The 23,031-nt window shown below is 72.6% G+C and carries 24 protein-coding genes; 6 read left to right on the forward strand and 18 right to left on the reverse strand.

The window, feature by feature from the left end; all coding sequences use genetic code 11:
• Positions 1 to 224: 224 nt before the first annotated feature.
• Together ABD652_RS13555 and ABD652_RS13560 are read right to left on the reverse strand one after the other, a co-directional pair.
• The gene (locus ABD652_RS13555; RefSeq protein WP_344722287.1) at positions 225 to 683 is read right to left on the reverse strand and encodes a pyrimidine dimer DNA glycosylase/endonuclease V; all 459 of its coding nucleotides are present in this window, start codon (positions 681 to 683) and stop codon (positions 225 to 227) included.
• A gap of 2 nt (positions 684 to 685) precedes the next feature.
• On the reverse strand, positions 686 to 1,891 hold the full coding sequence (locus ABD652_RS13560; protein WP_344722289.1) for a ferrochelatase: 1,206 nt from the start codon (positions 1,889 to 1,891) through the stop codon (positions 686 to 688).
• A 142-nt stretch (positions 1,892 to 2,033) separates the two neighbouring features.
• Between ABD652_RS13560 and ABD652_RS13565 the strand changes: the two genes are divergently transcribed.
• The 3 genes from ABD652_RS13565 (at position 2,034) to ABD652_RS13575 (ending at position 4,229) form a co-directional block, all read left to right on the forward strand.
• The gene (locus ABD652_RS13565; protein ID WP_344722291.1) at positions 2,034 to 2,585 is read left to right on the forward strand and encodes a MarR family winged helix-turn-helix transcriptional regulator; all 552 of its coding nucleotides are present in this window, start codon (positions 2,034 to 2,036) and stop codon (positions 2,583 to 2,585) included.
• 90 nt (positions 2,586 to 2,675) lie between these two features.
• Positions 2,676 to 2,981 (forward strand): DUF4333 domain-containing protein, encoded by a 306-nt coding sequence (locus tag ABD652_RS13570; protein ID WP_344722293.1) that lies wholly within the window; start codon positions 2,676 to 2,678, stop codon positions 2,979 to 2,981.
• A 120-nt stretch (positions 2,982 to 3,101) separates the two neighbouring features.
• Positions 3,102 to 4,229, forward strand: coding sequence for an alkene reductase (locus ABD652_RS13575; protein ID WP_344722295.1), 1,128 nt, complete (start codon positions 3,102 to 3,104; stop codon positions 4,227 to 4,229).
• Between the two features lie 25 nt (positions 4,230 to 4,254).
• On the opposite strand, the gene ABD652_RS13580 is transcribed toward ABD652_RS13575, so the two are convergent.
• The 4 genes from ABD652_RS13580 to ABD652_RS13595 all read right to left on the reverse strand — a co-directional run bounded on the left by ABD652_RS13580 (position 4,255) and on the right by ABD652_RS13595 (position 8,203).
• On the reverse strand, positions 4,255 to 5,850 hold the full coding sequence (locus ABD652_RS13580; RefSeq protein WP_344722297.1) for a molybdopterin-dependent oxidoreductase: 1,596 nt from the start codon (positions 5,848 to 5,850) through the stop codon (positions 4,255 to 4,257).
• A 55-nt stretch (positions 5,851 to 5,905) separates the two neighbouring features.
• On the reverse strand, positions 5,906 to 6,694 hold the full coding sequence (locus ABD652_RS13585; RefSeq protein ID WP_344722299.1) for an anti-sigma factor: 789 nt from the start codon (positions 6,692 to 6,694) through the stop codon (positions 5,906 to 5,908).
• Entirely contained in the window at positions 6,684 to 7,292 is a 609-nt protein-coding gene (locus ABD652_RS13590) for a sigma-70 family RNA polymerase sigma factor (RefSeq protein ID WP_344722301.1), read from the reverse strand. The genes ABD652_RS13585 and ABD652_RS13590 overlap by 11 nt, the downstream gene beginning before the upstream one ends.
• Positions 7,293 to 7,477: 185 nt before the next feature.
• Positions 7,478 to 8,203 (reverse strand): fasciclin domain-containing protein, encoded by a 726-nt coding sequence (locus tag ABD652_RS13595; RefSeq protein WP_344722303.1) that lies wholly within the window; start codon positions 8,201 to 8,203, stop codon positions 7,478 to 7,480.
• A 323-nt stretch (positions 8,204 to 8,526) separates the two neighbouring features.
• On the opposite strand from ABD652_RS13595, the gene ABD652_RS13600 reads away from it, so the two are divergent.
• Positions 8,527 to 10,056, forward strand: coding sequence for an MFS transporter (locus tag ABD652_RS13600; RefSeq protein ID WP_344722305.1), 1,530 nt, complete (start codon positions 8,527 to 8,529; stop codon positions 10,054 to 10,056).
• A 210-nt stretch (positions 10,057 to 10,266) separates the two neighbouring features.
• On the opposite strand, the gene ABD652_RS13605 is transcribed toward ABD652_RS13600, so the two are convergent.
• From ABD652_RS13605 to ABD652_RS13645, 9 genes are all read right to left on the reverse strand, one after another.
• On the reverse strand, positions 10,267 to 10,470 hold the full coding sequence (locus ABD652_RS13605) for a cold-shock protein (RefSeq protein WP_153142715.1): 204 nt from the start codon (positions 10,468 to 10,470) through the stop codon (positions 10,267 to 10,269).
• Between the two features lie 235 nt (positions 10,471 to 10,705).
• The gene (locus ABD652_RS13610; protein ID WP_344722309.1) at positions 10,706 to 13,126 is read right to left on the reverse strand and encodes an FdhF/YdeP family oxidoreductase; all 2,421 of its coding nucleotides are present in this window, start codon (positions 13,124 to 13,126) and stop codon (positions 10,706 to 10,708) included.
• 69 nt (positions 13,127 to 13,195) lie between these two features.
• Positions 13,196 to 14,110 carry a formate dehydrogenase accessory sulfurtransferase FdhD gene (gene fdhD, locus ABD652_RS13615; RefSeq protein ID WP_344722311.1) on the reverse strand — a complete coding sequence of 305 codons (915 nt, stop codon included), beginning with the start codon at positions 14,108 to 14,110 and terminating at the stop codon, positions 13,196 to 13,198.
• Positions 14,098 to 15,387 (reverse strand): molybdopterin molybdotransferase MoeA, encoded by a 1,290-nt coding sequence (locus tag ABD652_RS13620; RefSeq protein WP_344722313.1) that lies wholly within the window; start codon positions 15,385 to 15,387, stop codon positions 14,098 to 14,100. Before ABD652_RS13620 ends, fdhD begins: the two co-directional genes overlap by 13 nt.
• A complete protein-coding gene (locus ABD652_RS13625; RefSeq protein WP_344722315.1) occupies positions 15,384 to 15,782 on the reverse strand; it encodes a DUF6457 domain-containing protein in 399 nt (132 codons plus the stop codon). The genes ABD652_RS13620 and ABD652_RS13625 overlap by 4 nt, the downstream gene beginning before the upstream one ends.
• A 45-nt stretch (positions 15,783 to 15,827) precedes the next feature.
• The gene (locus ABD652_RS13630) at positions 15,828 to 16,523 is read right to left on the reverse strand and encodes an NTP transferase domain-containing protein (RefSeq protein ID WP_344722317.1); all 696 of its coding nucleotides are present in this window, start codon (positions 16,521 to 16,523) and stop codon (positions 15,828 to 15,830) included.
• Complete coding sequence (locus ABD652_RS13635) at positions 16,513 to 17,007, reverse strand: HNH endonuclease (protein WP_344722320.1); 495 nt, start codon at positions 17,005 to 17,007, stop codon at positions 16,513 to 16,515. The genes ABD652_RS13630 and ABD652_RS13635 overlap by 11 nt, the downstream gene beginning before the upstream one ends.
• A gap of 271 nt (positions 17,008 to 17,278) precedes the next feature.
• Complete coding sequence (locus ABD652_RS13640) at positions 17,279 to 18,703, reverse strand: C40 family peptidase (RefSeq protein ID WP_344722322.1); 1,425 nt, start codon at positions 18,701 to 18,703, stop codon at positions 17,279 to 17,281.
• A gap of 431 nt (positions 18,704 to 19,134) precedes the next feature.
• Complete coding sequence (locus ABD652_RS13645) at positions 19,135 to 19,881, reverse strand: iron-dependent transcriptional repressor DtxR (protein ID WP_344722324.1); 747 nt, start codon at positions 19,879 to 19,881, stop codon at positions 19,135 to 19,137.
• Between the two features lie 226 nt (positions 19,882 to 20,107).
• Here ABD652_RS13645 and serC point away from each other — a divergent pair, with 226 nt between their 5' ends.
• On the forward strand, positions 20,108 to 21,244 hold the full coding sequence (gene serC, locus ABD652_RS13650) for a phosphoserine transaminase (RefSeq protein ID WP_344722326.1): 1,137 nt from the start codon (positions 20,108 to 20,110) through the stop codon (positions 21,242 to 21,244).
• A gap of 10 nt (positions 21,245 to 21,254) precedes the next feature.
• Here serC and ABD652_RS13655 read toward each other — a convergent pair whose 3' ends face one another.
• The 3 genes from ABD652_RS13655 to ABD652_RS13665 all read right to left on the reverse strand — a co-directional run bounded on the left by ABD652_RS13655 (position 21,255) and on the right by ABD652_RS13665 (position 22,634).
• The gene (locus ABD652_RS13655) at positions 21,255 to 21,758 is read right to left on the reverse strand and encodes an HD domain-containing protein (protein WP_344722328.1); all 504 of its coding nucleotides are present in this window, start codon (positions 21,756 to 21,758) and stop codon (positions 21,255 to 21,257) included.
• 95 nt (positions 21,759 to 21,853) lie between these two features.
• The gene (locus ABD652_RS13660) at positions 21,854 to 22,249 is read right to left on the reverse strand and encodes a DUF3027 domain-containing protein (RefSeq protein WP_344722330.1); all 396 of its coding nucleotides are present in this window, start codon (positions 22,247 to 22,249) and stop codon (positions 21,854 to 21,856) included.
• 1 nt (position 22,250) lies between these two features.
• The gene (locus tag ABD652_RS13665; protein WP_010524660.1) at positions 22,251 to 22,634 is read right to left on the reverse strand and encodes a cold-shock protein; all 384 of its coding nucleotides are present in this window, start codon (positions 22,632 to 22,634) and stop codon (positions 22,251 to 22,253) included.
• A 122-nt stretch (positions 22,635 to 22,756) separates the two neighbouring features.
• Between ABD652_RS13665 and ABD652_RS13670 the strand changes: the two genes are divergently transcribed.
• Positions 22,757 to 23,029: a hypothetical protein gene (locus ABD652_RS13670; RefSeq protein WP_344722333.1), complete on the forward strand. Its 273-nt coding sequence runs from the start codon at positions 22,757 to 22,759 to the stop codon at positions 23,027 to 23,029.
• Positions 23,030 to 23,031: the final 2 nt, after the last annotated feature.

The following is a 23,031-nucleotide window of genomic DNA, read 5'->3' on the forward strand; positions in this document are numbered from 1 at the left end:
GCGATGGGCATCCCGGCTTCTGTCACCGCCAGCACGATGGCCTGGTTCTTGGTGGTGTCCATGGGGCGAACGATGTCCCGGCACAGGTGCTGAACGATGTCGTGACACAGCTGATGAACGATGTCCTGGCACACGGGGTGAACGATGTCCTGAAACCAGACACTGTCCGGGGCACCAGGGAACCGCCGCGTGGCGCCCTGCTGGCCGCGCCGACCGCACGACCCTCACCGACCCGCTCCGCGCTCCCAGGGTTCGACGTCTCCGGGCACCACGCGGAACAGCGGGTGAGCCTCCGGGGAGGCAGCGACGAGCCGAGCCTCGAGAGTCTCGAGCATCTCGGGCGAGCGTCGGGCGAGCTTTGCCCGCAGGTGCTCGGTCTCGACGGCGAGCTGCCCCGTCGTCACTGCGAGGGGTTCGACGACGGCGCCGGGTTCCGGCGGCCGCTCGATCCGGCCGGCGTCGAACCGGTAGCCGCGCGCCGTCGCCTCCTGGTGCAGACCGCAGAGATACGCCCCGACAGCGGCGACCGGGTCCGGATGAGCGCGGAACCGTTCGAGCTGCGGGTGCCGGGTGTAGCCGCGCGTGCGGCCCAGGAGCACGGCCTGGGCCAGCAGAGTCTCCCGCCAGCAGGCGATCAGCCCCTGCCGGTCCAGGACCGAGGGGTGCAGCGACCAGATGCGCATGCTTAGGGCTTCACCCCCGCCGCGGCAGGGCTGAAGCCGCGCCGGACGTTCTCGCAGCACCCCGGACGGCAGACGTCGTACCAGGGGCCCAGATCGGTCAGGTGCGGGCGCCGCTCCGGCTCCACCGCCTGCATGCGCTCCTCGAGCAGGTCGACGAGACCGGCCACGAAGGCTTCGTGCACCCCCGGAGTCGGCGTCCGCACTGCCCGCAGCCCGGCTTCGCCGGCGGCCTCCATCGCCTCCTCGTCCAGATCCCAGAGCACCTCCATGTGGTCGCTGAGGAAGCCCAGCGGGACCACAGCGACGGCTTTCATGCCCTCGGCGGGCAGCTCGGCGATGCGGTCGCAGACGTCGGGCTCCAGCCACGGCTGCGAGGGCGGACCGGAGCGGGACTGGTAGACCAGCTCCCAGCCGGTCTGCGCACCAGCATGCCCCTCGGCGCGCAGCTGCTCGATGATCTGCCCGCCGACGGCCCGGTGCTGGGCCGCATAGGCTCCGCCCTCGCCCAGGCCCAGCTCCTGGGGACCGGATCGCTCGGCGTCGCCGGTCGGGATCGAGTGGGTGGCGAAGAGCACGCGGATCTCCTCGGGGGCCAGACCCTCCGCGGCGAACCCGCGCAGCGCCTCGGCCAGTCCCTCGGCGAAGGGCCGGACGAACCCGGGGACGTCGAAGAACTGGCGGACCTTGTCGATCTGCACCGTCCCGGCGAGTCCGGTGTCCAGCACCGCCCGGGCGAAGTCCTCGCGGTACTGGCGGCAGCTGGAGTAGGAGCTGTAGGCGCTGGTGGCCACGGCCAGCAGGCGGGTGTGCCCGGCCTCGGCCGCCTCCTTCACCGTGTCCTCGAGGTAGGGCGTCCAGTTCCGGTTGCCCCAGTAGACGGGGTGCTGCAGCCCGCGGTGCCGCATCTCGGCCTCGATCGCCGCCCGCAGCTGCCGGTTGTGCCCATTGATCGGACTCACGCCGCCGAAGTGGCGGTAGTGGACCGCGACCTCCTCCAGGCGCTCGTCCGGGATGCCGCGCCCGCGGGTGACGTTGCGCAGGAACGGCAGCACGTCCTCCTGCCCCTCCGGCCCGCCGAATCCGGCGAGAAGGATCGCATCGTACTCCTGCGGGGAGGAGACATGCGGCGCGCCGGCGGCCGAGGCCTCCGTGGCGAAGGGGACCGCGTCGCCGTCGGGCGTCTGCGGACCGGAGTCGTCGACTGTCATGGGAAGCGTCCTCTCTCACGGGCGGGTGCTCCGGCGAGGGGTAGCGTGGAGGCAGACGCCGCGGCGTCGGCCCCCTCCCCGCCATTCATCTAGCGAGGCTAGCATTACTCTCAGCTAGCTAAACCAGAGGACTCTGATCTCGATGCCTGATCGCTCCGCCCCGGACCGCGACGAGCCCCGCATGGTGGACCCCCGCGTGATGGACCCGGAGGGTGCGCTCGTCCCGCATGCCGGCATCGCCGCGGAGGAGATGGACCAGATCGTCGGCGTGCTGGAGTCGCTGCGCCGCTGGCATCTGGCCGAGCGCCGGATGAACGAGGCTTCGCAGGCGGCGATGCGCCTCGGGGAGACGGACATGCGCGCGCTGCGCTTCATCATCGCCGCCCAGCGCGACGAGCGGCTCGCCACGCCCGGCGGGCTCGCCCGGCACCTGGGCATCTCGACGGCCTCGGTGACCAAGCTGCTCGACCGTCTGGCCGCGCAGGATCACATCCGGCGCCTCCCCCATCCCGAGGATCGCCGCAGCACGGCGATCGAAGTCGTCGAGGAGACTCGCCGCGCGGCGCGACGAGCCGTCGGCGGCCCGCATGCCGACCGATTCCGCGCCGTCGCCGAGCTCGCCCCGGAGGAGCGCGACGTCGTCCGCTCCTTCCTCGACCGGCTGGCCTCGACCGAGCCGCCCGACGAGACATGAGAACCCGGGGACACGATCTCTGGCGGCCCCTCGACGGCGACCCTACGATGGGCTCTCGCACCACCGTCGCACCGCTGGAGGGGACCCCTGATGACGACCCGCGCCGCCGCCCTGGCACCCGTGCTCGCCGCCGCGGCACTGGCTCTGACCTCCTGCGGCGCCGAGGTGCCCACCGACGAGCTCTCCGAGCAGGTGACGAGCTCGCTCGCCGAGCAGGTCGGCCAGGAGCCCGACGAGGTCGACTGCCCCGACCCGCTGCCCGCCGAGGAGGGGTCCGAGGTGCGCTGCACGCTGACCGACGGCGGCACCTCCTACGGGGTCACAGTGACCTCGGCCGGAGAGCAGGACGGCGAGGTCAGCTTCGAGGTCCTCGTCGACGAGCAGCCCCAGGAGTGATCGACCCCGCAGGAGCCGGTGATCCCCCGCACACTGCGGAATCAGCGCCGCCGTCGCCCCGTTGGCCCTTCTCGTGAGCCCAGGCAGGCGCCTGGCAGACCCTCGCGAAAGGACCTTCGGATGACGCCCTCCGTCGACGAGCAGACCGCAGCGCAGAAGCTCTTCTCCCCCGCCCGCCTGGGCGCCGTCGAGCTGGAAAACCGTCTGGTGATGGCACCGCTGACCCGCATCCGCGCCGACGAGGACGGCGTGCCCACGGAGGCGATGGTCAGCTACTACGCCCAGCGCGCCTCGCTGGGGATGATCGTCACCGAGGGCACCTTCCCCGTCGGCGAGGGACGCACCTGGATCGGCCAGCCCGGCATCGAGACCGACGCGCAGATCGCCGGCTGGCGGAGGGTGGCCGACGCCGTCCACGCCGCCGGCGGCACGATCGTCATGCAGATCATGCACGGCGGCCGCATCGGCCACCGCCTGGTCTCCACCACCGGCCGGGTCACCGCTCCCTCGGCGCTCGCGGCGCCGGGGCAGATCCGCACGCCCGAGGGCAAGGACGAGCACCCGGTGCCCCATGCGCTGACCACGGAGGAGGTCGCCGAGACCGTCGCTCAGTTCGCCGCCGCCGCCCGCCGCGCGATCGCCGCCGGCATGGACGGCGTGCAGGTCCACGGCGCCAACGGCTATCTGTTGCACGAGTTCACCGCGCCCTCCACCAACACCCGCACCGACCAGTACGGCGGCTCCCCGGAGAACCGGGCGCGGCTGTCGGTCGAGGTCGCCGCGGCCGTGGCCGAGGCGATCGGCGCCGACCGCACCGGCATCCGGCTCTCCCCGCAGCACAACATCCAGGGCGCGCTGGAGGAGGACGCCGACGACGCGCTGACCACCTACCGCGCGCTGGCCGAGGGACTCGCCCCGCTGGGCCTGGCCCACGTCGACGTGCTGCACGCCGAGCCGGCCGGCGAGCTGGTCCAGACCATCCGGCGGACCTCCGGCGCCCCGCTGATCGCCAACACCGGCTTCAGCGTGCAGACCACCCGCGAGGAGGCCGTCTCGCTGGTCGCCGAGGACGTCGCCGAAGCGGTCGGCGTCGGGCGCTCGGCGATCGCCAACCCGGACCTGGCCCGCCGGTGGGAGCTCGACGCCGCGGAGAACGCCCCGGTGCCGGAGACCTTCTACGTCGGCGGCGAGCGCGGCTACACCGACTACCCGACGCTCGAGGCCACGGCGGAGACCGGGCAGAACTGAGCACCGGGGCTCGGCCGCGGCGGGGTCATCGGTCGGCCACGGTGAAGGTGATCCGGTGGTGCCCGGTGGCCGCGTTGGGGATCGGATCGGTCCGCTCGGCGGTCTGCACCGTGCCCGCGCGGTCGATCGCGCGCACGGTGACGGCGTGCTGGCCCGGGGCGACGTCGTCGAACGTGTGCCGCCACTGCCGCCAGGTGTCGATGGAGACCTCCTCGGCGAGCTCCACCTCCTGCCAGTCCCCGTCGTCGAGCCGGACCTCCACGCGCGCGACGCCGACCTGCTGAGCCCAGGCGGTGCCGGCCACGACGACCGCGCCGGCGGGGACCTCCTCGAGCGGATCCGGCACTTCGATGCGCGAGGCCGCCAGGATCGGCGCCTTCGCGTCCCACCCTCGGTCCGTCCAGTAGGCGGTCTCGCGGTCGAAGCGGGTCACCTGCAGCTCGACGACCCATTTCGTCGCCGAGACGAAGCCGTAGAGCCCGGGCACGACGAGCCGGGCGGGGAAGCCGTGTTCGCGGGGCAGCGGCTCGCCGTTCATGCCCACCGCCAGCAGGGACCCCCGGTCGTCGGTGAGGGCCTTCAGCGGCGTCGAGGCGGTGAAGCCGTCCACCGAACGGGACAGGACCATGTCGGCCTCGGGCAGCGGTCGGGCGCGCTCCAGGATCCGGCGCACCGGATGGCCGAGCCAGGTCGCCGTGCCGACGAGCTCGCCGCCGACCGGATTGGAGACGCAGGCCAGCGTGATGTGCCGTTCCTCCATCGGCAGGTCGAGCAGCTCGGCCATGTCGATCTCGACCTCCTCCTCGACCATTCCGGTGATCCGCAGGGTCCACTCCTCCGGGAGCAGCTCCGGGACCACCAGGGCGGTGTCGATGCGGTAGAAGTCGTCGGCGGGCGTCAGGAAGGGCACCACGCCGTCGACGTCGACGGCGGCGCCGCCGGGGATCGCCGCGGCGCGCACTGCCGGCGTCGGCAGCACCATGCGCACGGCGCGACCGCCGATCTCGCGGCCGACGATGCTGACCGACCGGCCGAAGGCGAGCGAGGCCGCGCCGATCACCGTCGCCGCGCCGGCCAGGCCGAGGAAGGCGCGCCGCGCCGTCCTGGACGGAGCGGGTTGCCCCTCCTCCCCGTCGTCCTCCACGACGACGCCGGACCCCGCCCGGCGGCTGAGGAGCACCAGCGTCGTCAGACCGATCGCCAGCCCCACGAACGTGGGGATGACGTCGACCGGGTCGGTCTCGGGCCGCCGGAGCACCAGCGTGGCCAGTGCGGCCCCGACCACGGTGAAGACCGCCGCGGCGAGGCCGAGCCGCCGTCGGGCGACCACGCCGATGACGACGGCGAGCAGCAGCCCGCCGACGATCATCCCGATCAGCAGCACAGTCTTGTTCGCGCTGCCGAAGGTGGAGATCGCGAAGTCCTGCACCGCCGGCGGCGTCACCTCGATGACCGTCGAGCCCAAGGCCACCAGCGGAGCGGCGGCGGGGGCGAAGAATCGCGCCGCCGCGTCGGCGACGCCGAGGAACACCACAGTGGCCAGCACCCCGGCCACCGCGTGCCGCAGGGCCCCGCCGCGCATCCGGCGGCGGGACCCTGCGGTCGTCGATCTGCTCGTCACATGTTCCATGCCCGGTGTTCGGACCGAGTCCGGCAGTCGGATGGGTGCGCCGCTGTCACAGCTCCGCGGCCATCACGGGATCGCTGGTCGGCTGCGGCGAGCCGCCCTCGGGCTCGACGGTCACGCCGAAGGTCGCCGAGTCGCCGAAGTCCTGACCGGTGACCATGGACGGCCCCTGGGCAGACATCAGGCCGGCGTCGTGCGCGCCGTCTTCGTCGATGATCCACATCTGGAGGTCCTCGGACTCCCCGGGGTCCTCCACCTGGTGCGGCATGACCATCATCGCCTGCTGCTCCACCGAGTAGGACAGCGTCACCTGCGCGCCGTCGGGCGTCTCCATCCGCCGCGTATCCAGATCAGGCGCGCCCAGGAGACTCTCGACCTGCTGTCGCTGGGATTCCATCTCCTCCATCTGCGCCTGCAGATCCTGCCGATCCTGGTGCGCGTCGAGGGCGACGCCGCCGAGGACGACGGCGACCAGCAGCAGCACCGAGGCGGCGAGGGCGAAGAGCACGGCGGGTCCGCGGCGCGGCGTGCCGGCCCCGGCTCCGGAGACGGGGGCGTCCCCAGCCCCATCGGCATGCCTCTCCTCCTGGGCCTCCCCGCGCGGGGAGGCCGCCTGCTCCATGGTTCCAGGGATCGCCAGAATGGCATGCTCCGCGTCCTCGGACGGCGCGACAGGCTCGTCGGTCGCGGCCAGCAGCCCCATGGTCTCCTCGAAGGAGACGACCTCCTCCCGGAAGGACTCGTCCTGGTCCCGCAGCCGGGCGGCCTCCGCCTGTTCGGCGTCGGAGAGCCCGCCGAGCACGAGGCCGGCGGCCAGGTATTCGCGATCAGCGTCCATCAGCCACCCCCAGATCTGCTCGCAGTCGTCTCATGCCGTCACGGATCCTCGTCTTGACCGTCCCGAGCGGGACCCCGAGACGCTCGGCGACCTCCCGGTGACTCAGCTCCTGGTAATAGGCCAGCGCGATCGCCCGGGCCTGATCCTCCGGAAGCTCCCGGAGGGCCGTCGCCGCGCGGGCGGACTCCACATGGTCGAGGGCCGTCGAGGAGGCGTCGGGCATCTCCGAGTGGGCCGCACGAACACCCTCCGAGTGATCGCGGTCCTGCTGGGCCTGCACCGACCGGACGCGATCGATGGCCCGGCGACGGCACATGGTGGTCAACCAGGCCCGTCCGCTCCCGCGACCGGGGTCATAGCTCGAGGAATCGGACCAGACGTCGGCGAAGACCTCCTGGAGGACCTCCTCGGCCAAGGATCGATTGTGCAGCACGCGCATGGCGACAGCCAGAAGGATCGCTCCCTGACTCCGATAGAGGTCCTCGAACGCGGCGACGTCGCCTGCGGCGACGCGAGACAGCAAGGAGCTGCAGATATCGCCGCTGTCCGCGGCCGCGGACGTCTGCGGCGGATCGGCGGACGATCTGGACTCATGCATGGGTCAAGCATGCCAGGCCGACGACCGCAGCACGACGTGCGCAGTGCCGTGTGTCGACGACGGCGTCATCCCCCGACGCCGGCCGTGCGACGCCGAGCCGGCCGCCGGGCTGTTCCGGCGGACCGGTCGGCGCCGCTTCACCGCAGCACCCGCAGGCTCCTGCTGAGAATCGGCGGCGCCGAGGATCACTGCTCGTCGCCCTCGGGCATCAGCACACCGTCGATCATGTAGACGGTGGCGTTGGCCGTCTGCACTCCGCCGCACACCAGTCCGGCGTCGTCGAACATCAGCTCCTCGCCTTCGCCCTCGATCGTCACCGTCGCACCGTTGACGGTCTCGTGCTCGCCGGCGATCTCCTCAGGAGACATCTGGCCGGGGATGACGTGGTAGGTCAGCACGTCGGTCAGGGCCTGGGGGTCCTCGGCGAGCGCGTTCAGGTCCTCCTCGGGGATGTCTGCGAAGGCGTCGTCGACCGGCGCCAGGACGGTGAACTCGTCGCCGTTGAGCGTGTCGACCAGGTCCACCTCCTCGTTGAGCTCACCGGAGACGGCGTCGGTCAGCGTGGTCAGCATGGGGTTGTTGGACGCCGCAGTGGCCACGGGGTCCTGAGCCATGCCCGCGACCGAGCCGTCGCCCTCGGGCACCTGCTCGGCATAGTCCGAGCACTGCGAGCCCACCAGATTCGCCGCCGGGTCCATCTCGCCGGACTCGTCGGAGGACTCCATGCCCTCCGACGGGCTCTCCGAGCCCTCCATGCCCTGCGACTCCTCGCCGGCCGTCGAGCTCTCCTCCTGGGACGTCTCTCCCCCGCCGTCGCCGCCGGAGTCGCCGGAGCCGCCGCCGTCGCCGCAGGCCGTCAGCCCCAGCAGCGCGACGGCGCCGATGCCGAGCAGGGTCGTCGTGGAACGCATCTGAGTCTTCATCGTGGGTCTCCCTCACGGTCTGATCCGTCGGAGGCCTCTCCTCCGGACGGCCAGCGGCGACTCGTCGTCGCGCTGTATCCCGGTGTTCGGAGCATCGGGCCCGTCGGATTGGCCGACGTCGCGCGGAGAGGCCTCCGGCTCCCGAAACATTACAGATGTAATGTTCGGTGCTACGATGGCCTCGCCGGACCCCGAGCGGCCCGGAAGGACGGTCAGCATCTCCGCCGCCGATCTGCCCCAGGCGGCCCTCTGACGAACTGATCCCGCTGCGCCCCGCCGTCCCGCGCAGCGATGCGGAAGGTCCAGGGACGATGTCCTCGCATCCCCACCAGAACCTCGACGCGCCGTCGCAGGCACCCCGAGCCGGAGCCCGCCAGTGGCTGGGACTGGCCACCCTCGTGCTGCCGGTGCTGCTGATCTCCATCGACATGACGGTGCTCAGCTTCGCCGTGCCGCACCTCAGCGAGGCGCTGGCCCCGAGCGGGGAGCAGCTGCTGTGGATCGTCGACATCTACGGCTTCATGCTCGCCGGACTGCTGGTCACCATGGGATCCCTGGGCGACCGCATCGGACGACGCCGGCTGCTGCTGATCGGCGCGGCGGCCTTCGGCGTCGCCTCGGCGGCCGCGGCGCTCAGCCCCAGCCCGGAGGTGCTGATCGCCGCCCGCGCGGCGCTCGGACTGGCCGGCGCGACGCTGATGCCCTCGACGCTCTCGCTGATCCGCCATCTCTTCCCCGACGAGCGGCAGCGCACTGTCGCCATCGCCGTCTGGGGCTCGGCGTTCTCCGCCGGCGCGGCCCTGGGGCCGATCATCGGGGCGGTGCTGCTCGAGCACTTCTACTGGGGCTCGGTCTTCCTGATCAACGTCCCGGTCGTCGTGCTCCTGCTGGTGACCATGCCGCTGCTGGTCGGCGAATCGCGCACGCCGACGCCGGGCCGGCTGGATCCGCTGAGCGTGCTGCTCTCGCTGGTCGGCATGATCACGGCGGTCTTCGGCCTGAAGAAGCTGGCCGAGGGCGAGGTCGGCGCGCTGCCGATCGCCGCACTGGTGGTCGGCGTCGGGCTGGTCACGCTCTTCGTCCGGCGGCAGAAACGGCTGACCGACCCGCTGATCGACCTCGAGCTCTTCGCCGTGCCGCGGTTCCGCGCCGGGGTGATGGGCAACTTCCTGCTGGTCTTCGCGATGGTCGGCTCGCTGTTCTTCCTCTCCCAGCTGCTGCAGCTGGGCTACGGGATGCGGCCGCTGCACGCCTCGCTGGTGCTGGTGCCCGGGCTGATCATCTCCGTGGTCGCCAGCTTCATCGTCATCCCGATCGCGCGGCGCACCTCGCTGCGGACAGCCATCGTCGGCGGCATCCTGATCAACGCCGCCGGCTTCCTCGTGCTCGCGACGGTCCCGACCGCCGACGGCGCCGTCGTCGCGCTCTGCGCCTTCACCCTGCTGGGTCTGGGCTCCGGGCTGGCCGAGACGATGACCAACGATGCCATCCTGACCGCCGCCCCTCCGGACCGTGCGGGCGCGGCCTCGGCGATCTCCGAGACCGCCTATGAGCTCGGCGGGGCGCTGGGCGTCGCCGTGCTGGGCAGCGTGCTCTCGGCCGGCTACACCGCGCATCTGGACCACGACGCCGCCCTCGACGGCTCAGTGCCGGAGGCCGCGACGCAGACGCTGGGCGGGGCGGTCTCGGCGGCCGAGCAGATGGGCGGCACGGCCGGCGACGCCCTGCTGACTGCGGCCCGAGCGGCCTTCGTCGACGGCGTGCATCTGACCAGCGCGATCGCCGCAGTGTTCGTGCTCGCCGCCGCAGTGCTGGTGGGCGCCCAGCTGCGCCGCCGCTGATCCTTCCCCGCCCTGCGATACGTCGGACTCTGCGGACGCGGGATCGACGTCGGGCGCAGGCCCGCGACCCCGGACCCGCGCATCTCGCCCCGCACACACAGAACCGGCCCCCGACGATCGCACGGGGCGATCGTCGGGGGCCGGCCTGCTGCGGTTCAGCTCACCGTCGCGCACGCATCACGCGGCACGGGCGGGAGTCGCCGCTGGGATTCAGAGGGGGTTGACGTCCTCCGCCTGCAGGCCCTTCGGGCCGCGGGCGGTCTCGAACTCCACCTTCTGGTTCTCCTCGAGGGTACGGAACCCGGAGCTCTGGATCGCGCTGAAGTGCACGAAGACGTCGTCCGAGCTGTCGTCGGGTGCGATGAACCCGTAGCCCTTCTCAGCGTTGAACCATTTCACGGTGCCAGTGGCCATTGTGTTTCCTTACTCTACTTTCGATGCACCGATCTCACGATGCTTGTCCCGCGCCCACCCTGGCCGGGCCGGACGCGGCGTTCATGAAGGCCGCTGGACTGTGGGGAACGACGTCGACTGTGCGTCTGATCAGCGTACGCGCAGTGTGCGCGCGACGTCGCGAAAAGTCTTGAGTGGTCAATCATCGGCACATCCCCCGCCGCAACGGGTGACGTGCTGCTTCCAGCCTACGCCATCACACCGGCTGAGTCGACGGCTTCTCCGCCTCAGCCTGCGCAGATTGCTCCGATTCCCCGTGATGGGGCTCGAAGCGGACCATCATCGACTTGAATCCGGGGGTGTTCGACTCGCGGGCGACCGCCTCCCGGTGGACCAGCTCGTTGGCCTCCGGGTAGTAGGCCGCCGCACAGCCGCGCGCCGTCGGGTATGCCACGAGCCGGTACCGCTCACCGCGCAGCTCACGCCCGCGGAAGACGGAGACGACGTCGATCAGGTCCCGGTCGGAGAAGCCCAGCGCGGTCAGATCGTCGGGGTGGATCAGGATCACCCGGCGCGCGTCGGAGATGCCGCGGTAGCGATCGTCGAGGCCGTAGATGGTGGTGTTGTACTGGTCGTGCGAGCGCATCGTCTGCAGCACCAGATGGCCCTCCGGCGCGGCCAGGTACTCGAGGGGGGCGACGGTGAACGCCGCACGCCCGGATTCGGTGTCGAAGCTGCGGCTGTCCCGCGGCGCATTGGGCAGCACGAAGCCGTACTTCTGCCGGATCCGGCGGTTGAAGTCCTCGGTGCCGGGGATCACCCGCGAGGCGTGGTCGCGGATGACGTCATAGTCCTCGCCCATCGCCTGCCAGTCGACGACATGGTCCTCGCCGAGCATCGCCTGCGCCATCCGGGAGATGATCACCGGTTCGGCCAGCAGGTGGTCGGAGACCGGCTCCAGCCGCCCCTGGGTGGAGCTGATGACCGACATCGAGTTCTCCACCGAGAGGAACTGCCGGCCGCCGGGGTGCTTGTCGTCGCGGTCGGAGCGGCCCAGCGTCGGCAGGATCAGCGCCGTGCCGCCGTGGACCACATGCGAACGGTTCGGCTTGGTGGAGACCTGCACCGTCAGCCCGGTCCGGCGCATGCCGGTCTCCATCATCCGGGTGTCGGAGTTCGCGCGGGCCAGGTTGCCGCCCATGGAGACGAAGACGTCGACCTCGCCGTCGGCCATCGCCTGCATCGCCTCAGTGGAGTCGTACCCCACCTTCCGCGTGGTGTCGAGGCCGAACTCCGCGTCGAGACGCTGGTGGAAGCTCTCCGGCATCTGCTCCCAGACGCCGAAGGTGCGGTCGCCCTGGACATTGGAGTGGCCGCGCACGGGGCAGGCGCCGGCTCCGGGCTTGCCGACGTTGCCCTGCAGCAGCAGCATGTTGACGATCTCGCGGATGGTGTCCACCGAGTGGGGCTGCTGGGTGAGTCCCAGCGCCCAGCAGACCACTGTGGCCTTCGACTCGAGAAGCATCTGCCCGACCCGTTCGATCTCCGCGCGGGTCAGCCCGGTGGCGGCCTCGATCTCGTCCCAGTCGATCTCGGAGTGGGCGGCCCGGTACTCGGCGAATCCGCTGGTCTTCTCCTCCAGGAACCGGTGGTCGAGCACTGTGCCGGGGTTCTCCTCCTCGGCGGCCAGCAGCAGGTGCCCCAGCGCCTTGAAGAGCGCCTGGTCGCCGCCGACCTTGATCTGCAGATGCTCGTCGGAGACCCGGTCGCCGTCGCCGATCAGCCCGCTGGGGGTCTGCGGATCCTTGAAGTTCATCAGCCCGGCCTCGGGCAGCGGATTCACGGCCACGACCTTGCCGCCGTTCTTCCGCGCCTCGGTCAGCGAACCGAGCATGCGGGGGTGGTTGGAGCCGGGGTTCTGCCCGACGACCAGCACCAGCTCGGACTGCTCGACGTCCTCCAGGGTGACGGTGCCCTTGCCCACGCCCAGCGTCGGCGTCAGCGCCGCGCCGGAGGACTCGTGGCACATGTTCGAGCAGTCCGGCAGGTTGTTCGTCCCCAGCGACCGGGCCATCAGCTGATACATGAAGGCGGTCTCGTTGGCGGTGCGGCCGGAGGTGTAGAAGACGCACCGGTCCGGCGTCGTCGCCCGGACGTGCTCGCCGATCGTCGCGAAGGCCTCGTCCCAGCTGATCGGCCGGTAGTGGGTGTCGCCCTCGCGCAGGACCATCGGGTGGGTGATGCGGCCGGCCTGCCCGAGCCAGTAGTCGGTGGCCTCCTCCAGCTCGGCGATCGAGTGATCGGCCCACCACTCGGGGGTCGCCACCCGCTGGGTGTTCTCCTCGGCGAGCGCCTTGGCGCCGTTCTCGCAGAACTCCACGTGCTTGCGGTCGCCCTTGATCGACTCCGGCCAGGCACAGCCGGGGCAGTCGATGCCGTCGGGCTGGTTCACCCGGTAGAGGGAGCGCACTGTGCGGCTCACGCCGCCCTGCGTCAGACCGCGGGCCATGGAGACTCCGACGGCGGTCAGCCCGGCCGCCGAGGTCTTCGGCTTCGAGACGCTCAGCGCGTCCTCGTCGATCTCCTCGACCTCGGCGCGACGGCCGCGGACGCCGTCGCCGGTCTCCTCGAGCTCGTCGGAGGTCGCTTCACCGTGACGTCCGTGGATCAATCCCATGCCTCCATTGTCCCAGAGGATCCCGTCCGGTGACATACCTCACCGGAGATTCGCGGCGCCGGAACCAGGTCAGCCGTCGACGGCCTCCGCCGCGGCGCCCGCCGCCCCGTCCTCCGAGCCGTCCTCCGAGCCGGTGCCGGCCTGCTCCTCCGCGAGCTCCACGATCCGCTCGGGATGGGTATAGACGTTGGCCCCGGAGCCGCGCGAGAAGCCGACCAGCGTCAGACCGGCGCGCTCGGCGAGGTCCACCGCCGTCGACGACGGCGCCCCGACGGCGGAGAGCAGCTCCATGCCGGCGAGCGCGGCCTTCTGCACCAGCTCGAAGGAGGCCCGCCCGGAGACCTGCAGGGCGGTGCCGGTCAGCGGCAGGCGGTGGTCCATCAGCGCCCAGCCGACCACCTTGTCCACGGCGTTGTGCCGACCGACGTCCTCGCGCAGGCAGAGCAGCTCGCCGTCGCCGGTGAAGATCCCGGCGGCGTGGACTCCCCCGGTGCGGTCGAAGATCGGCTGCGCCGCGCGCAGCGTGTCCGGCAGATCCATCAGCGTCTGCGCGTCGATGCGCAGCGCCGGGCCCGCGGCCGGCCGCTCGGGCAGCGTCTTCTCCACCGCATCGATGGAGGTGGTCCCGCAGATGCCGCAGGCCGAGGTGGTCACCACCTCGCGACGGCGGCCGACCGGCACACGCTCCAGCCCCGGGGCCAGCGCGGCGTCGATGACGTTGTAGGTCTGCAGCCCGTCCTCGTCTGTGCCGACGCAGTAGCGCAGCCCGCGCAGCTCCTCGGCCGCGCCGATGATCCCCTCGGAGACCAGGAAGCCGGCGCAGAGCTCGAAGTCATGGCCGGGGGTGCGCATGGTGACGACGAAGGATTCGCCGGCCAGGCGCAGCTCCATGGGTTCTTCGACGGCGACGACGTCGGCGCGGGTGCGCACCGCGCCGTCGCGGCTGAGTCGGGTCACGCGGTGGCGCTGGGTCAGGCGTCCCATGCGGCCTCCCCTCGGTCGGCGGTCCAGGGCAGCAGATGCAGTCTGGCAGGCGACCCGGCGGCGACGCCTCCCGCGGGGACCTCGGCCAGCGCGTCGGCGGCGGCGAGCCCGCGGAGCATCGCCGATCCGTCGCGTCCGGCGGGCACGACGCCGGCACGGTCGAGGATCACCGGCAGCAGCCGGGTGCCGCGCCGGGCGCCGGGCAGCTCCTCGGCCGCACGGCCGGCCCCCAGGCGGCGGTCCTCGGGGCGCTCGTGGCCGGCGAGGCCGTCGAGCACCACCCCGCCCAGACCCAGCAGCGCGGCGAATCCGGCCAGCGGGTTCCCGGGCATCCCGACCACGAGGCTGTCGCCGAGCCGGGCGAGGACGGTCGGATGGCCGGGCCGCATGGCGATCCCGTCGACGAGCAGCTCGGCGCCGAGCTGCTCCAGCGCCGGGTGCAGCGCGTCGGCGGCGGAGCCGGCCGTGCCGCCGGTGGTCAGGATCAGCTGTGGGGCCGCGCGCTCCGCATCCGTCGCCTCCCCCGGCCGCTCCTCGCCGTGCGCCGCGGCGGCCAGCGCCTCGACCAGCGGCTCGACGGCGTCGCCGATCCGCCGCACCGCCGCAGTGCGGCCGCCCATGGCCTCCACGGCCGCGGGCACCGAGACTTCGAAGGCGTCGCGCACCTGGCCGGGACCCGGCAGCCCGGCGGTGATGACCTCCTCGCCGGTGCAGATCAGCGTGACCTGCGGCGCCGGGCGCACGGGTAGCAGGTCATGGCCGGCGACGGCGGCGACGGCGGCCGCGGCCGGGGTCACGACGCTGCCGGCGGCGAGCAGCGTCTCGCCGGCGGCGGCCTCCGCCCCGGCCGGGCGGATGTGCCGTCCGGCGGCCAGATCCCCGGTGGTCGGGTCGGCGTGCAGGCTGTCCCCACCGTATTCAGCGCGCACCGTCCCGTGCTCGGCCCGCAGCACCGAGTCGACGCCGGCGGGGATCGGCGAGCCGGTGACCACGGCGACCGCTTCGCCGTCCGCCGGGCTGGTCGGCGGCTGCGCCGGGCTCGGCGCCGCCTCGGCGGGCCTCAGCCGCCAGGGACCCGGACCGGCGACCGCCCAGCCGTCCATGGCCGAGGTCGCCGCATGCGGGATCGGCGTGCGGGACAGGACCGGCTCGGCGAGCACGCGCCCCACTGCCCGCCGCGGCGGCGTCGGGACGGCCGGGCCGCGCAGCGCGACGGCCGCGGCGGCCGCCCGGCGTCGGGCGTCGGCGAGCGTCGTCGCGGCGTGCTGGTCGGTCATGCGTCCTGCGCGCCCGCGGAGCCGCCGGCGGCGTCGGAGTCGCCGGAGCGGCCGGAGTCGCCGGAGTTCTGGGCGTCGCGGCGGCGCGCGAGCAGCTCGGCGGCCACTCGCGAGGCGGCCCGCGAGGCCTTGGGATGGTCCGCCTGACCGGTGGCCTCGGCCAGTCCCGAGACATAGCCGATCAAGTAGGTGGTCACCGGGGCGGCCGGCCGCACCACAGTGTGCGCCGCCTGGCCGGCCAGGCGGAGCACGGCGTCGACGTCGAGCTCGACGTCGTCGATCTCCAGGTGGTGGGCCAGCTCGCGCACCCAGTCCTCGATCGCCGCGCGGGCGGGGTCCTGGCCGTCTCCCGCGGCCTGCGCGCCCGGGGTGTCCTCGGTCCGTCCATCGGTCATCTGCTGCGCGCCTCCTGTCTGCTCCTGCTCGGGGTCTTCAGCTTCTCACAGCGGCGGGTCGCCCTCCGCGTCGGGGACTTCGACCCCCAGGGCCGCCGCGTCGGCGGCAGTGTCCACGTCCCGGCCGAGGCCTGCGGGCAGGCGGGGGTGGTCGACGGCGAGCCCCTCCAGCAGACGACGCAGCGGCCATCCGACCTCCTCCCCGGGGGCCAGGGCGTCCACCGTCCGACGCAGGGCGGCGGCGTCGACCATGCTGGTCAGCCGCTGCTCCCGACCCGCGGCGTCGACGGGGATCACCCCGCGTCCGGGTCCCGGAGCGACGCCCTGCAGCGCATCGAGCAGCGCCCCCGGGTCGACAGTGTCGACGGCGAGGAGCAGCACCTGCCCCTCGTGGGGCAGCAGATCGGCGGCGGCCAGCGCCCGGACCCCGGCCGCGACGCCGGCGGCGGGTCCGGAGAGCGGCGGGTCCTCGCGGGTCAGCAGCATCTCCGGGGCAGCGCCGGCGGCACCGCGGGAGCTCTGCGGGGCGTCGAGCTGCGGGCCCAGATGCGGCGGGCCGACCACGACGACGGCGATCTCACGTGCGACGAGCGCCTCGAGCCAGTCCTGCAGCAGCGTGGAGCGGCCGCGCCGCAGCAGCGCCTTGTCCGCCCCGCCGAGGCGGGAACCGGTCCCGCCGGCCAGCAGCACGGCCGCACGCGGCGAGCCGTCCGCGGCGGCGCGGCCGCGCTCAGCGGGCATGCTCGAGGAAGGGCATCCAGAGCTCATGCGGAGTGTCGAGCTCCTGGGGCAGCCAGGCGTGGTGGCGCGGAGCCCGCGGCGTCACGCGCAGCGACCAGCCGAGTTCGCCGAGGGTGCGGTCGCCCTTGCGCAGATTGCAGGGACCGCAGCAGGCGACGAGGTTCTCCCAGCTGGAGTCGCCGCCGCGGGAGCGCGGGATGACGTGGTCGACAGTGTCGGCCGAGCCGCTGCAGTAGGCGCAGCTCTGCTGGTCACGCCGCAGGATGCCGCGCCGGGAGGGGGACCCGGGCCGGCGTCGCACCACGCGGACGTACTGGTGGAGCAGGATGACGGCCGGGCGCGGCCACAGCGTCGTCGGCGAGACGATCGGCCCGCCGTCCTCCGCCAGCACACTGGCCTTGCCGCGCATCACCAGCACGGCGGCGCGCCGGGAGGACACCACGCTCAGCGGCTCATAGCCGGCGTTGAGCACCAGGGTGCGCATGGCGGTCCCTCCGTCCCTCGTCGAATCGAGCACGGAGCAGCGCCGACGGCGCCGTTCCGCGCCTCACTTCCCCACAATATAGACGGTCGGCGGGCAGAACGACATCCCATGACGTAGGTCACGACCCGGGTCGGCTCGGAGGCGGCTTCGGGCGACGACGCGGCCGGATGCAGAGACGCCGCAGGCGCCGCCCCTTTCTGGGACGGCGCCTGCGGCGTCATCGTGGTGGACGTCGAACCCGGTCGACGTCCGTCGGCGGGGCCGACTCTGCTCAGCGCAGGGTCAGGTAGCCGACGTGGGTGTTGTACGGGCGCGTCTCGTAGCTGTACTGCACCGTGTCCGTGTCGGCGTTCTGAGCGCCGATGAACTGGCCGTTGCCCACGTAGATCGCCACGTGGCCGCCGCCGTTCTGGACGACGATGTCGCCCGGCTGCGGGTTGTCGGTCCAGCGCAGGTTGCTCGCGCCCTGGATGCCGCCGGTGTGCGACGGGATCTCGTGGCCGGCCTGGGCGTAGGCCCAGGCGACGAAGCCGGAGCAGTCCCAGCCGCTCTGGTCCTTGCCGCCCCACTGGTAGGGGGTGCCGATGCCAGCGTAGGCGGCGGCGACGGCGCCGCTGGCGGAACCGGTGGAGGGCTCCGGCTGCGGCTCCGGCTCCGGGTCGTTGTCGGCACCGGCGGCTGCAGAGACGGTGGCCTCGCCCTCGTTCTCCTCGGTCTGGACCTCGACGTCAGTCTCGGCCTGAGCCTCGGCCTGCTGCTGGCCGGCGTCGTCGTTCGAGCTGCTCAGCTCGGCCACGCGGCTCTGCAGGGCCGCGTGGTCCAGGATGCCGCCGTCGGTGTAGGAGGAGTCGTTGACGAGTTCCTGGAACTTCGCCGAGGCGCTGGTGCCCTCGAGCTGGGCCAGCTCCTCGACCAGGCCGCGGGTGCCCGGCAGGTAGGCGTCCAGCGAGGCGCTGGACTGCTGGGAGGAGTCCTCCTCGACCGGGGCCTGCTCCGGCTGCGCCGGGGCCTGCTCCTGCTCGGCCGGAGCCTCCTGCTCGCTCTCCTGCTCGGCCGACTCGTTCTGGCCGCTGAGCTCGGCGACGCGGGACACCAGGGCCTGGTGGTCCAGCTCGCCGTTGTCCGCCACGTAGGCGTCGTTCGAGATCAGCGCCTCGAACTCGGCCTCGGGGGACTCGCCCTCCAGCTCGGCGAGCTCCTCGACGACGCCGCGGGTGCCCGGCAGGTAGTCGTCCAGGGTCTGGTCGGAGCCGGAGTTCTCCTCGGCACCCTCATCCTGGGACTCGCCCTGGGGCTCGTCCTGGGACTCGACCTGGTCGGCGATGGCGCCGTGGTCGAGCTCGCCGTTGTCGGCGACGAAGTCCTGGTCGGAGACGAGCTGCTGGAACAGCAGGGACTCGCCCACGCCCTTCTGGGCGGCCAGCTGCTCGATCGCGCCGCGGGTGCCCGGCAGGTAATCGGTGAGCTCCTGGCCCGGGATGGCGCCGCTCTCGGTGCGCTGAGCGGGGGCATCCTGGTCGTCCTGGGGAACGGCGTTCGCGGCGACGGCGCTGGAGGCCAGCATGCCCGAGGCGGCGGCAGCGATGGCCACGCCCCGGCCGAAGGAGCCGGCGTTGTTGGCGACGGCGCGAGCCAGCAGGGGCTGCGCCTGACGGCGACGCTCGCGACGCGAGCTGTTCGTCGTGTTCTCAGTCACGGGGTTGGTACCTCTCCTGTGTATGACGGGCATCCGGGGAGCGCGCCGAGGGCCGTGCCGTCGGCTCACGCCCGACCGTGCATCCCCGCCCCCTGCCATGCGGTAGTTGCAAAGTCCATGTCCCGACGACGGCAGGGTGTACATCGTCGGAGGCTCGCGGGACCACGAACGTCACCGTCCCGCGTGCCGGACACGACGCTATAACAGAGCACCGCCGATGTCACGCTCAGATCACGACGCGCGTCGCATCGATTCAGTCGGCGTTCACCGAATATCGGGGGAATATTGCGTGAGTCAGGTCATCATGCCTGGTCAGCGCGCATTCGGGGTGATCCGCGGGACACCTTCGGCGTCGCGATCCGTGACCGGCCGCACGACACGCCGGCGCAGATGTCGTGATGATGTCGTGATCTCCCCGGGAGCCGGGCTTCTCAGCCGCGGTCGACGAAGATGTGCTGGGCGACCTCGAGCGGGAGCTCCACCTCGACCTCCTCGCCCGCCCCGTCGGCCGCGACGACCAGCGAGACGTAGGCCTCGGACACCTCGCCGGGCGTGACCCGCACGCCGGGGCGGATGCCGGCTTCGAGGAGCTGCTCGAGCACCTCCGGCTCGACCTGGATGGACTCGGCCAGCCGCTGCACCCGCCACGTGCGGCCGGGTCCGCCGGCGGCCGCGTCGACGTCGCCGTCGACGTCGCCGCCGTCCTCCGCGACCCGACGCAGCGTGACCAGCTGCTCGGCGACCTGCTGGGCGCGCGAGACGCCGAGCTTCTCCATCCCCGGGATGGGATTGCCGTAGGGCGAGACCACCGGATCCTCGAGCAGCTCGACCAGCCGGCGCTCCACCCGCTCGCTCATCACGTGCTCCCAGCGGCAGGCCTCCTCATGGATGTGCGGCCAGTCCAGGCCGATCACGTCGGAGAGCAGCCGCTCGGCGAGCCGGTGCTTGCGCATCACCCGCACGGCCAGCTCGCGGCCGTCCGCGGTCAGCTCGAGATGCCGCTCCGCAGTCAGCGAGAGCAGCCCGTCGCGCTCCAGCCGCGCCACCGTCTGGGACACCGTGGGCCCCGAGTGCTCGAGGCGTTCGGCGATGCGCGCGCGCAGCGGCACGATGCCCTCCTCCTCGAGATCGAGGATCGTGCGCACGTACATCTCGGTGGTGTCGATGAGATCTGTCAAAAGGGGATCACTTTCCTCAGCCGGGTCCCGCGTCCCGCCCCAGCCCCGGGCGTCGACGACGACGGCGATGTCGCCCGGCGACGGCGGCCCGTCCGGAGGCTCGCGGCACGAAGGCTCTTGATACCGTGAAGCACGGCGTCCTGCACCACTGACAGCATAGTGGCTGGGCCGGCATTCCGGCCCGCCGACGCCTCCGGCCGGACCGACCACAGTCGAGGAGCACCCCATGTCAGCTGCGTCTGCAGCCCGTGTGACCATCCCCAGCGATCTGCTGCCCGCCGACGGCCGCTTCGGCGCCGGCCCCTCCAAAGTCCGCGACGAGCAGGTCGCCGCGCTGCAGACCGCCGCCCGCGGGCCGCTGGGCACCTCCCACCGCCAGGCCCCGGTGAAGAACCTGGTCGGCTCGATCCGCAGCGGACTCGCCGAGTTCCTCGCCCTGCCCGCAGGCTACGAGATCGTCCTCGGCGTCGGCGGCTCCACCGCCTTCTGGGACGCGGCGACCTTCGGTCTGGTCGAGACCCGCGCCCAGCACCTGTCCTTCGGGGAGTTCGGCGCGAAGTTCGCCGCGGCCACCTCCCGGGCGCCGTTCCTGGAGGACTCCGAGGTGCTCACCGCCGAGCCCGGCACCCGTCCGACGGCGCGGGCGAACGCCGGCGTCGACGTCTACGCCTGGCCGCACAACGAGACCTCCACCGGCGTGGCCGCCGACGTCCGCCGCGTCGACGGCGCCGACGACGGTGCGCTGGTGCTGGTCGACGGCACCTCGGCCGCCGGCGGGCTCGCCGTCGACGTCGCCGCGACCGACGCCTACTACTTCGGCCCGCAGAAGAACTTCGGCTCCGACGGCGGGCTGTGGCTGGCGGCGATGTCCCCGGCGGCGATCGAGCGCGCCGAGCGGCTCGCGGCCGACCGCTGGATCCCGGACTTCCTGAGCCTGACCACCGCGATCGACAACTCGCGCAAGGAGCAGACCTACAACACCCCGGCGCTGGCGACGCTGATCACCCTCGACGAGCAGGTGCGCTGGCTCAACGCCTCGGGCGGGATGGAGTTCGCCGCGGCCCGGACCGCCGACTCGGCGTCCCGGGTCTACGCGTGGGCCGAGGCCCACGAGCTGGCGACGCCGTTCGTGCGGCGGACCGAGGACCGGTCCGACGTGATCGTCACCGTGGACTTCGACGAGTCGGTCGACGCCGCGGAGGTCGCGACGATCCTGCGCGCCCACGGCGTGGTCGACGTCGAGCCCTACCGCAAGCTGGGCCGCAACCAGCTGCGCATCGCGACCTTCGTGGGCATCGAGCCCGAGGACGTCTCGCGGCTGCTGCAGTGCATCGACGTGGTCCTGGAGGGCCTGACCTCCTGAGTGCGCGGAGTCATCCGTCCCGGGCGACCTCGTCGAGCACCTCGGCGGCGCGCCGGTACTTCTCGCGCAGCCGGGCGGCGAGCTCGGGGTCCAGCGCCGCCAGGCGCTCGGGGTCGGCGTTGTCGGCCAGATCGGCGCGCTTGACCGCGAGTGCGCCGGCATCGGCGGCGGCGCGGCGGAGATAGTCCTCGTAGCCGTCGGCGTCGCCGCGGGTCAGCCGCTCGACGATCGCCGCCGTGCGTCCGTCGACGCCGGCGGCCCGCAGCGACGCCGGCGTCTCTCCGGTGTCCTCCACCGTGTCGTGGAGCCAGCCGGCGGCGACGACGGCGTCGTCCTCCCCCGCCGCGGCGAGCCGACGCGCGACGCGGGCGGGATGCTGGATGTAGTCGACGCCGGCCTTGTCCGCCTGTCCGGCGTGGGCCTGCGCGGCGATCTCGGCGGCCAGCCGCGAGGCGGGGCCGACGACGGCGGTCGGCTCGGGGATCTGCGGAGCGGCGGGATGCTCGGCGGACATGGCGGGGACCTCCTGGCGGTCAGTCGGCGGGGACGGCTGCGGCGCCGACCGGCGCCGCCGTCGCGTCCATCCTCCCGCGACGCACTGACGCGCCCTCAGCCCTGCTGCGCCGCGCCCTGGCCCGCCTCCGCCTGCTCCGCCGCCTTCTCCGCGGCGATCTCGGCCTCCTGCTCACGGGCCTGCGCCTTCTCCTCGGCGTCCATGCGCTCGACCCAGGGGATCCACTTCGGCGACAGCAGCGCGTCGTCGCCGGGCAGCAGGCCGAGCTCGCAGACGGTGACCCTCTTGCTCCGCGGGGCGCGGGCGACGGTCACGTACCACTCCCATCCCCGGTACCCGGTCAGGTGCGCGGCGAAGCGATGCGTGTGCAGCCGGTCCTCCTCGGCCTTCACCGTCAGGTGGTCGCCGATCTGCTCGGCGGGGGCGATGTCGGCGAGCGCCTCGCGGGCGAGGTCGGTCGCCGCGGTCAGCACAGCGTCTCTGCGGGCCATGTCATGCCTCGAAATCGTCGGCCACACGGCGCAGCAGTGCGGCGATCTTCTTGGACTGGGCCGGCTGCGGGTACGAGCCGCTCCGGAGCGTGCGGGTGGTGCCCTCGAGCACGTTGACCAGGTCCTGGACCACCGAGGCCATCTCCTCGGCCGGCTTCCGGGAGGCGCGGGCGACGGACGGACCGTCGTCGAGGATCCGCACGCTCAGCGCCTGCTTGCCCCGGCGACCGTCGGCGACGCCGTACTCCATCCGGGTGCCGGTCTTCACGCTGGAGACGCCGGCGGGCAGGGCCGAGGAATGCAGGAACACCTCCTGACCGTCGTCGGAGGTCACGAATCCGAAGCCCTTCTCGGCGTCGAACCACTTCACTTTCCCGGTCGGCACGTTCCTCCACCTCGTCGTCGTTCCCGTGCGGTCATCGTCGAGCGCGCCGTCGGATGGTGATCATGACGGGCGTCGCCCGCTCTCCAGGATACCGATGCGCGGCGGAGAGATAGAATCGCCCCATGTCCTCCGCTCAGCCCTCCGCGACCGGCGCTCCCCCGACGCCGCTGCGCCTGACCCTGCGCCTGCTGCTCGCCCTGGGCGTGGCGCTCTCCGTGGTCGGGGCGGCCTGCCTGGTGGTCATCCTCGGGGTGTACTTCACCGGCGGCGAGCCGGCCCCGGCGCTGTACGCCGTCGTCCTCGTCGGCATCCCGGCCGGGTTCCTGCTGATGATCGCGCACATGGTGTCCCTGTCCGCGTGGAGTCGGCGCGCCCGCCGGCGCCGGCACGTCTGAGG

This window comes from Nesterenkonia halobia (assembly GCF_039536005.1).
Classification (GTDB): domain Bacteria; phylum Actinomycetota; class Actinomycetes; order Actinomycetales; family Micrococcaceae; genus Nesterenkonia; species Nesterenkonia halobia.

Bases quoted from the DNA above. Each gene is read 5' to 3' on its own strand.
- ABD652_RS13555 (WP_344722287.1), bottom strand. From the start codon at position 683: ATGCGCATCTGGTCGCTGCACCCCTCGGTCCTGGACCGGCAGGGGCTG.
- ABD652_RS13560 (WP_344722289.1), bottom strand. From the start codon at position 1,891: ATGACAGTCGACGACTCCGGTCCGCAGACGCCCGACGGCGACGCGGTC.
- ABD652_RS13565 (WP_344722291.1), top strand. From the start codon at position 2,034: ATGCCTGATCGCTCCGCCCCGGACCGCGACGAGCCCCGCATGGTGGAC.
- ABD652_RS13570 (WP_344722293.1), top strand. From the start codon at position 2,676: ATGACGACCCGCGCCGCCGCCCTGGCACCCGTGCTCGCCGCCGCGGCA.
- ABD652_RS13575 (WP_344722295.1), top strand. From the start codon at position 3,102: ATGACGCCCTCCGTCGACGAGCAGACCGCAGCGCAGAAGCTCTTCTCC.
- ABD652_RS13585 (WP_344722299.1), bottom strand. From the start codon at position 6,694: ATGGACGCTGATCGCGAATACCTGGCCGCCGGCCTCGTGCTCGGCGGG.
- ABD652_RS13590 (WP_344722301.1), bottom strand. From the start codon at position 7,292: ATGCATGAGTCCAGATCGTCCGCCGATCCGCCGCAGACGTCCGCGGCC.
- ABD652_RS13595 (WP_344722303.1), bottom strand. From the start codon at position 8,203: ATGCGTTCCACGACGACCCTGCTCGGCATCGGCGCCGTCGCGCTGCTG.
- ABD652_RS13600 (WP_344722305.1), top strand. From the start codon at position 8,527: ATGTCCTCGCATCCCCACCAGAACCTCGACGCGCCGTCGCAGGCACCC.
- ABD652_RS13605 (WP_153142715.1), bottom strand. From the start codon at position 10,470: ATGGCCACTGGCACCGTGAAATGGTTCAACGCTGAGAAGGGCTACGGG.
- ABD652_RS13610 (WP_344722309.1), bottom strand. From the start codon at position 13,126: ATGGGATTGATCCACGGACGTCACGGTGAAGCGACCTCCGACGAGCTC.
- fdhD (WP_344722311.1), bottom strand. From the start codon at position 14,110: ATGGGACGCCTGACCCAGCGCCACCGCGTGACCCGACTCAGCCGCGAC.
- ABD652_RS13620 (WP_344722313.1), bottom strand. From the start codon at position 15,387: ATGACCGACCAGCACGCCGCGACGACGCTCGCCGACGCCCGACGCCGG.
- ABD652_RS13625 (WP_344722315.1), bottom strand. From the start codon at position 15,782: ATGACCGATGGACGGACCGAGGACACCCCGGGCGCGCAGGCCGCGGGA.
- ABD652_RS13630 (WP_344722317.1), bottom strand. From the start codon at position 16,523: ATGCCCGCTGAGCGCGGCCGCGCCGCCGCGGACGGCTCGCCGCGTGCG.
- ABD652_RS13635 (WP_344722320.1), bottom strand. From the start codon at position 17,007: ATGCGCACCCTGGTGCTCAACGCCGGCTATGAGCCGCTGAGCGTGGTG.
- serC (WP_344722326.1), top strand. From the start codon at position 20,108: ATGTCAGCTGCGTCTGCAGCCCGTGTGACCATCCCCAGCGATCTGCTG.
- ABD652_RS13655 (WP_344722328.1), bottom strand. From the start codon at position 21,758: ATGTCCGCCGAGCATCCCGCCGCTCCGCAGATCCCCGAGCCGACCGCC.
- ABD652_RS13660 (WP_344722330.1), bottom strand. From the start codon at position 22,249: ATGGCCCGCAGAGACGCTGTGCTGACCGCGGCGACCGACCTCGCCCGC.
- ABD652_RS13670 (WP_344722333.1), top strand. From the start codon at position 22,757: ATGTCCTCCGCTCAGCCCTCCGCGACCGGCGCTCCCCCGACGCCGCTG.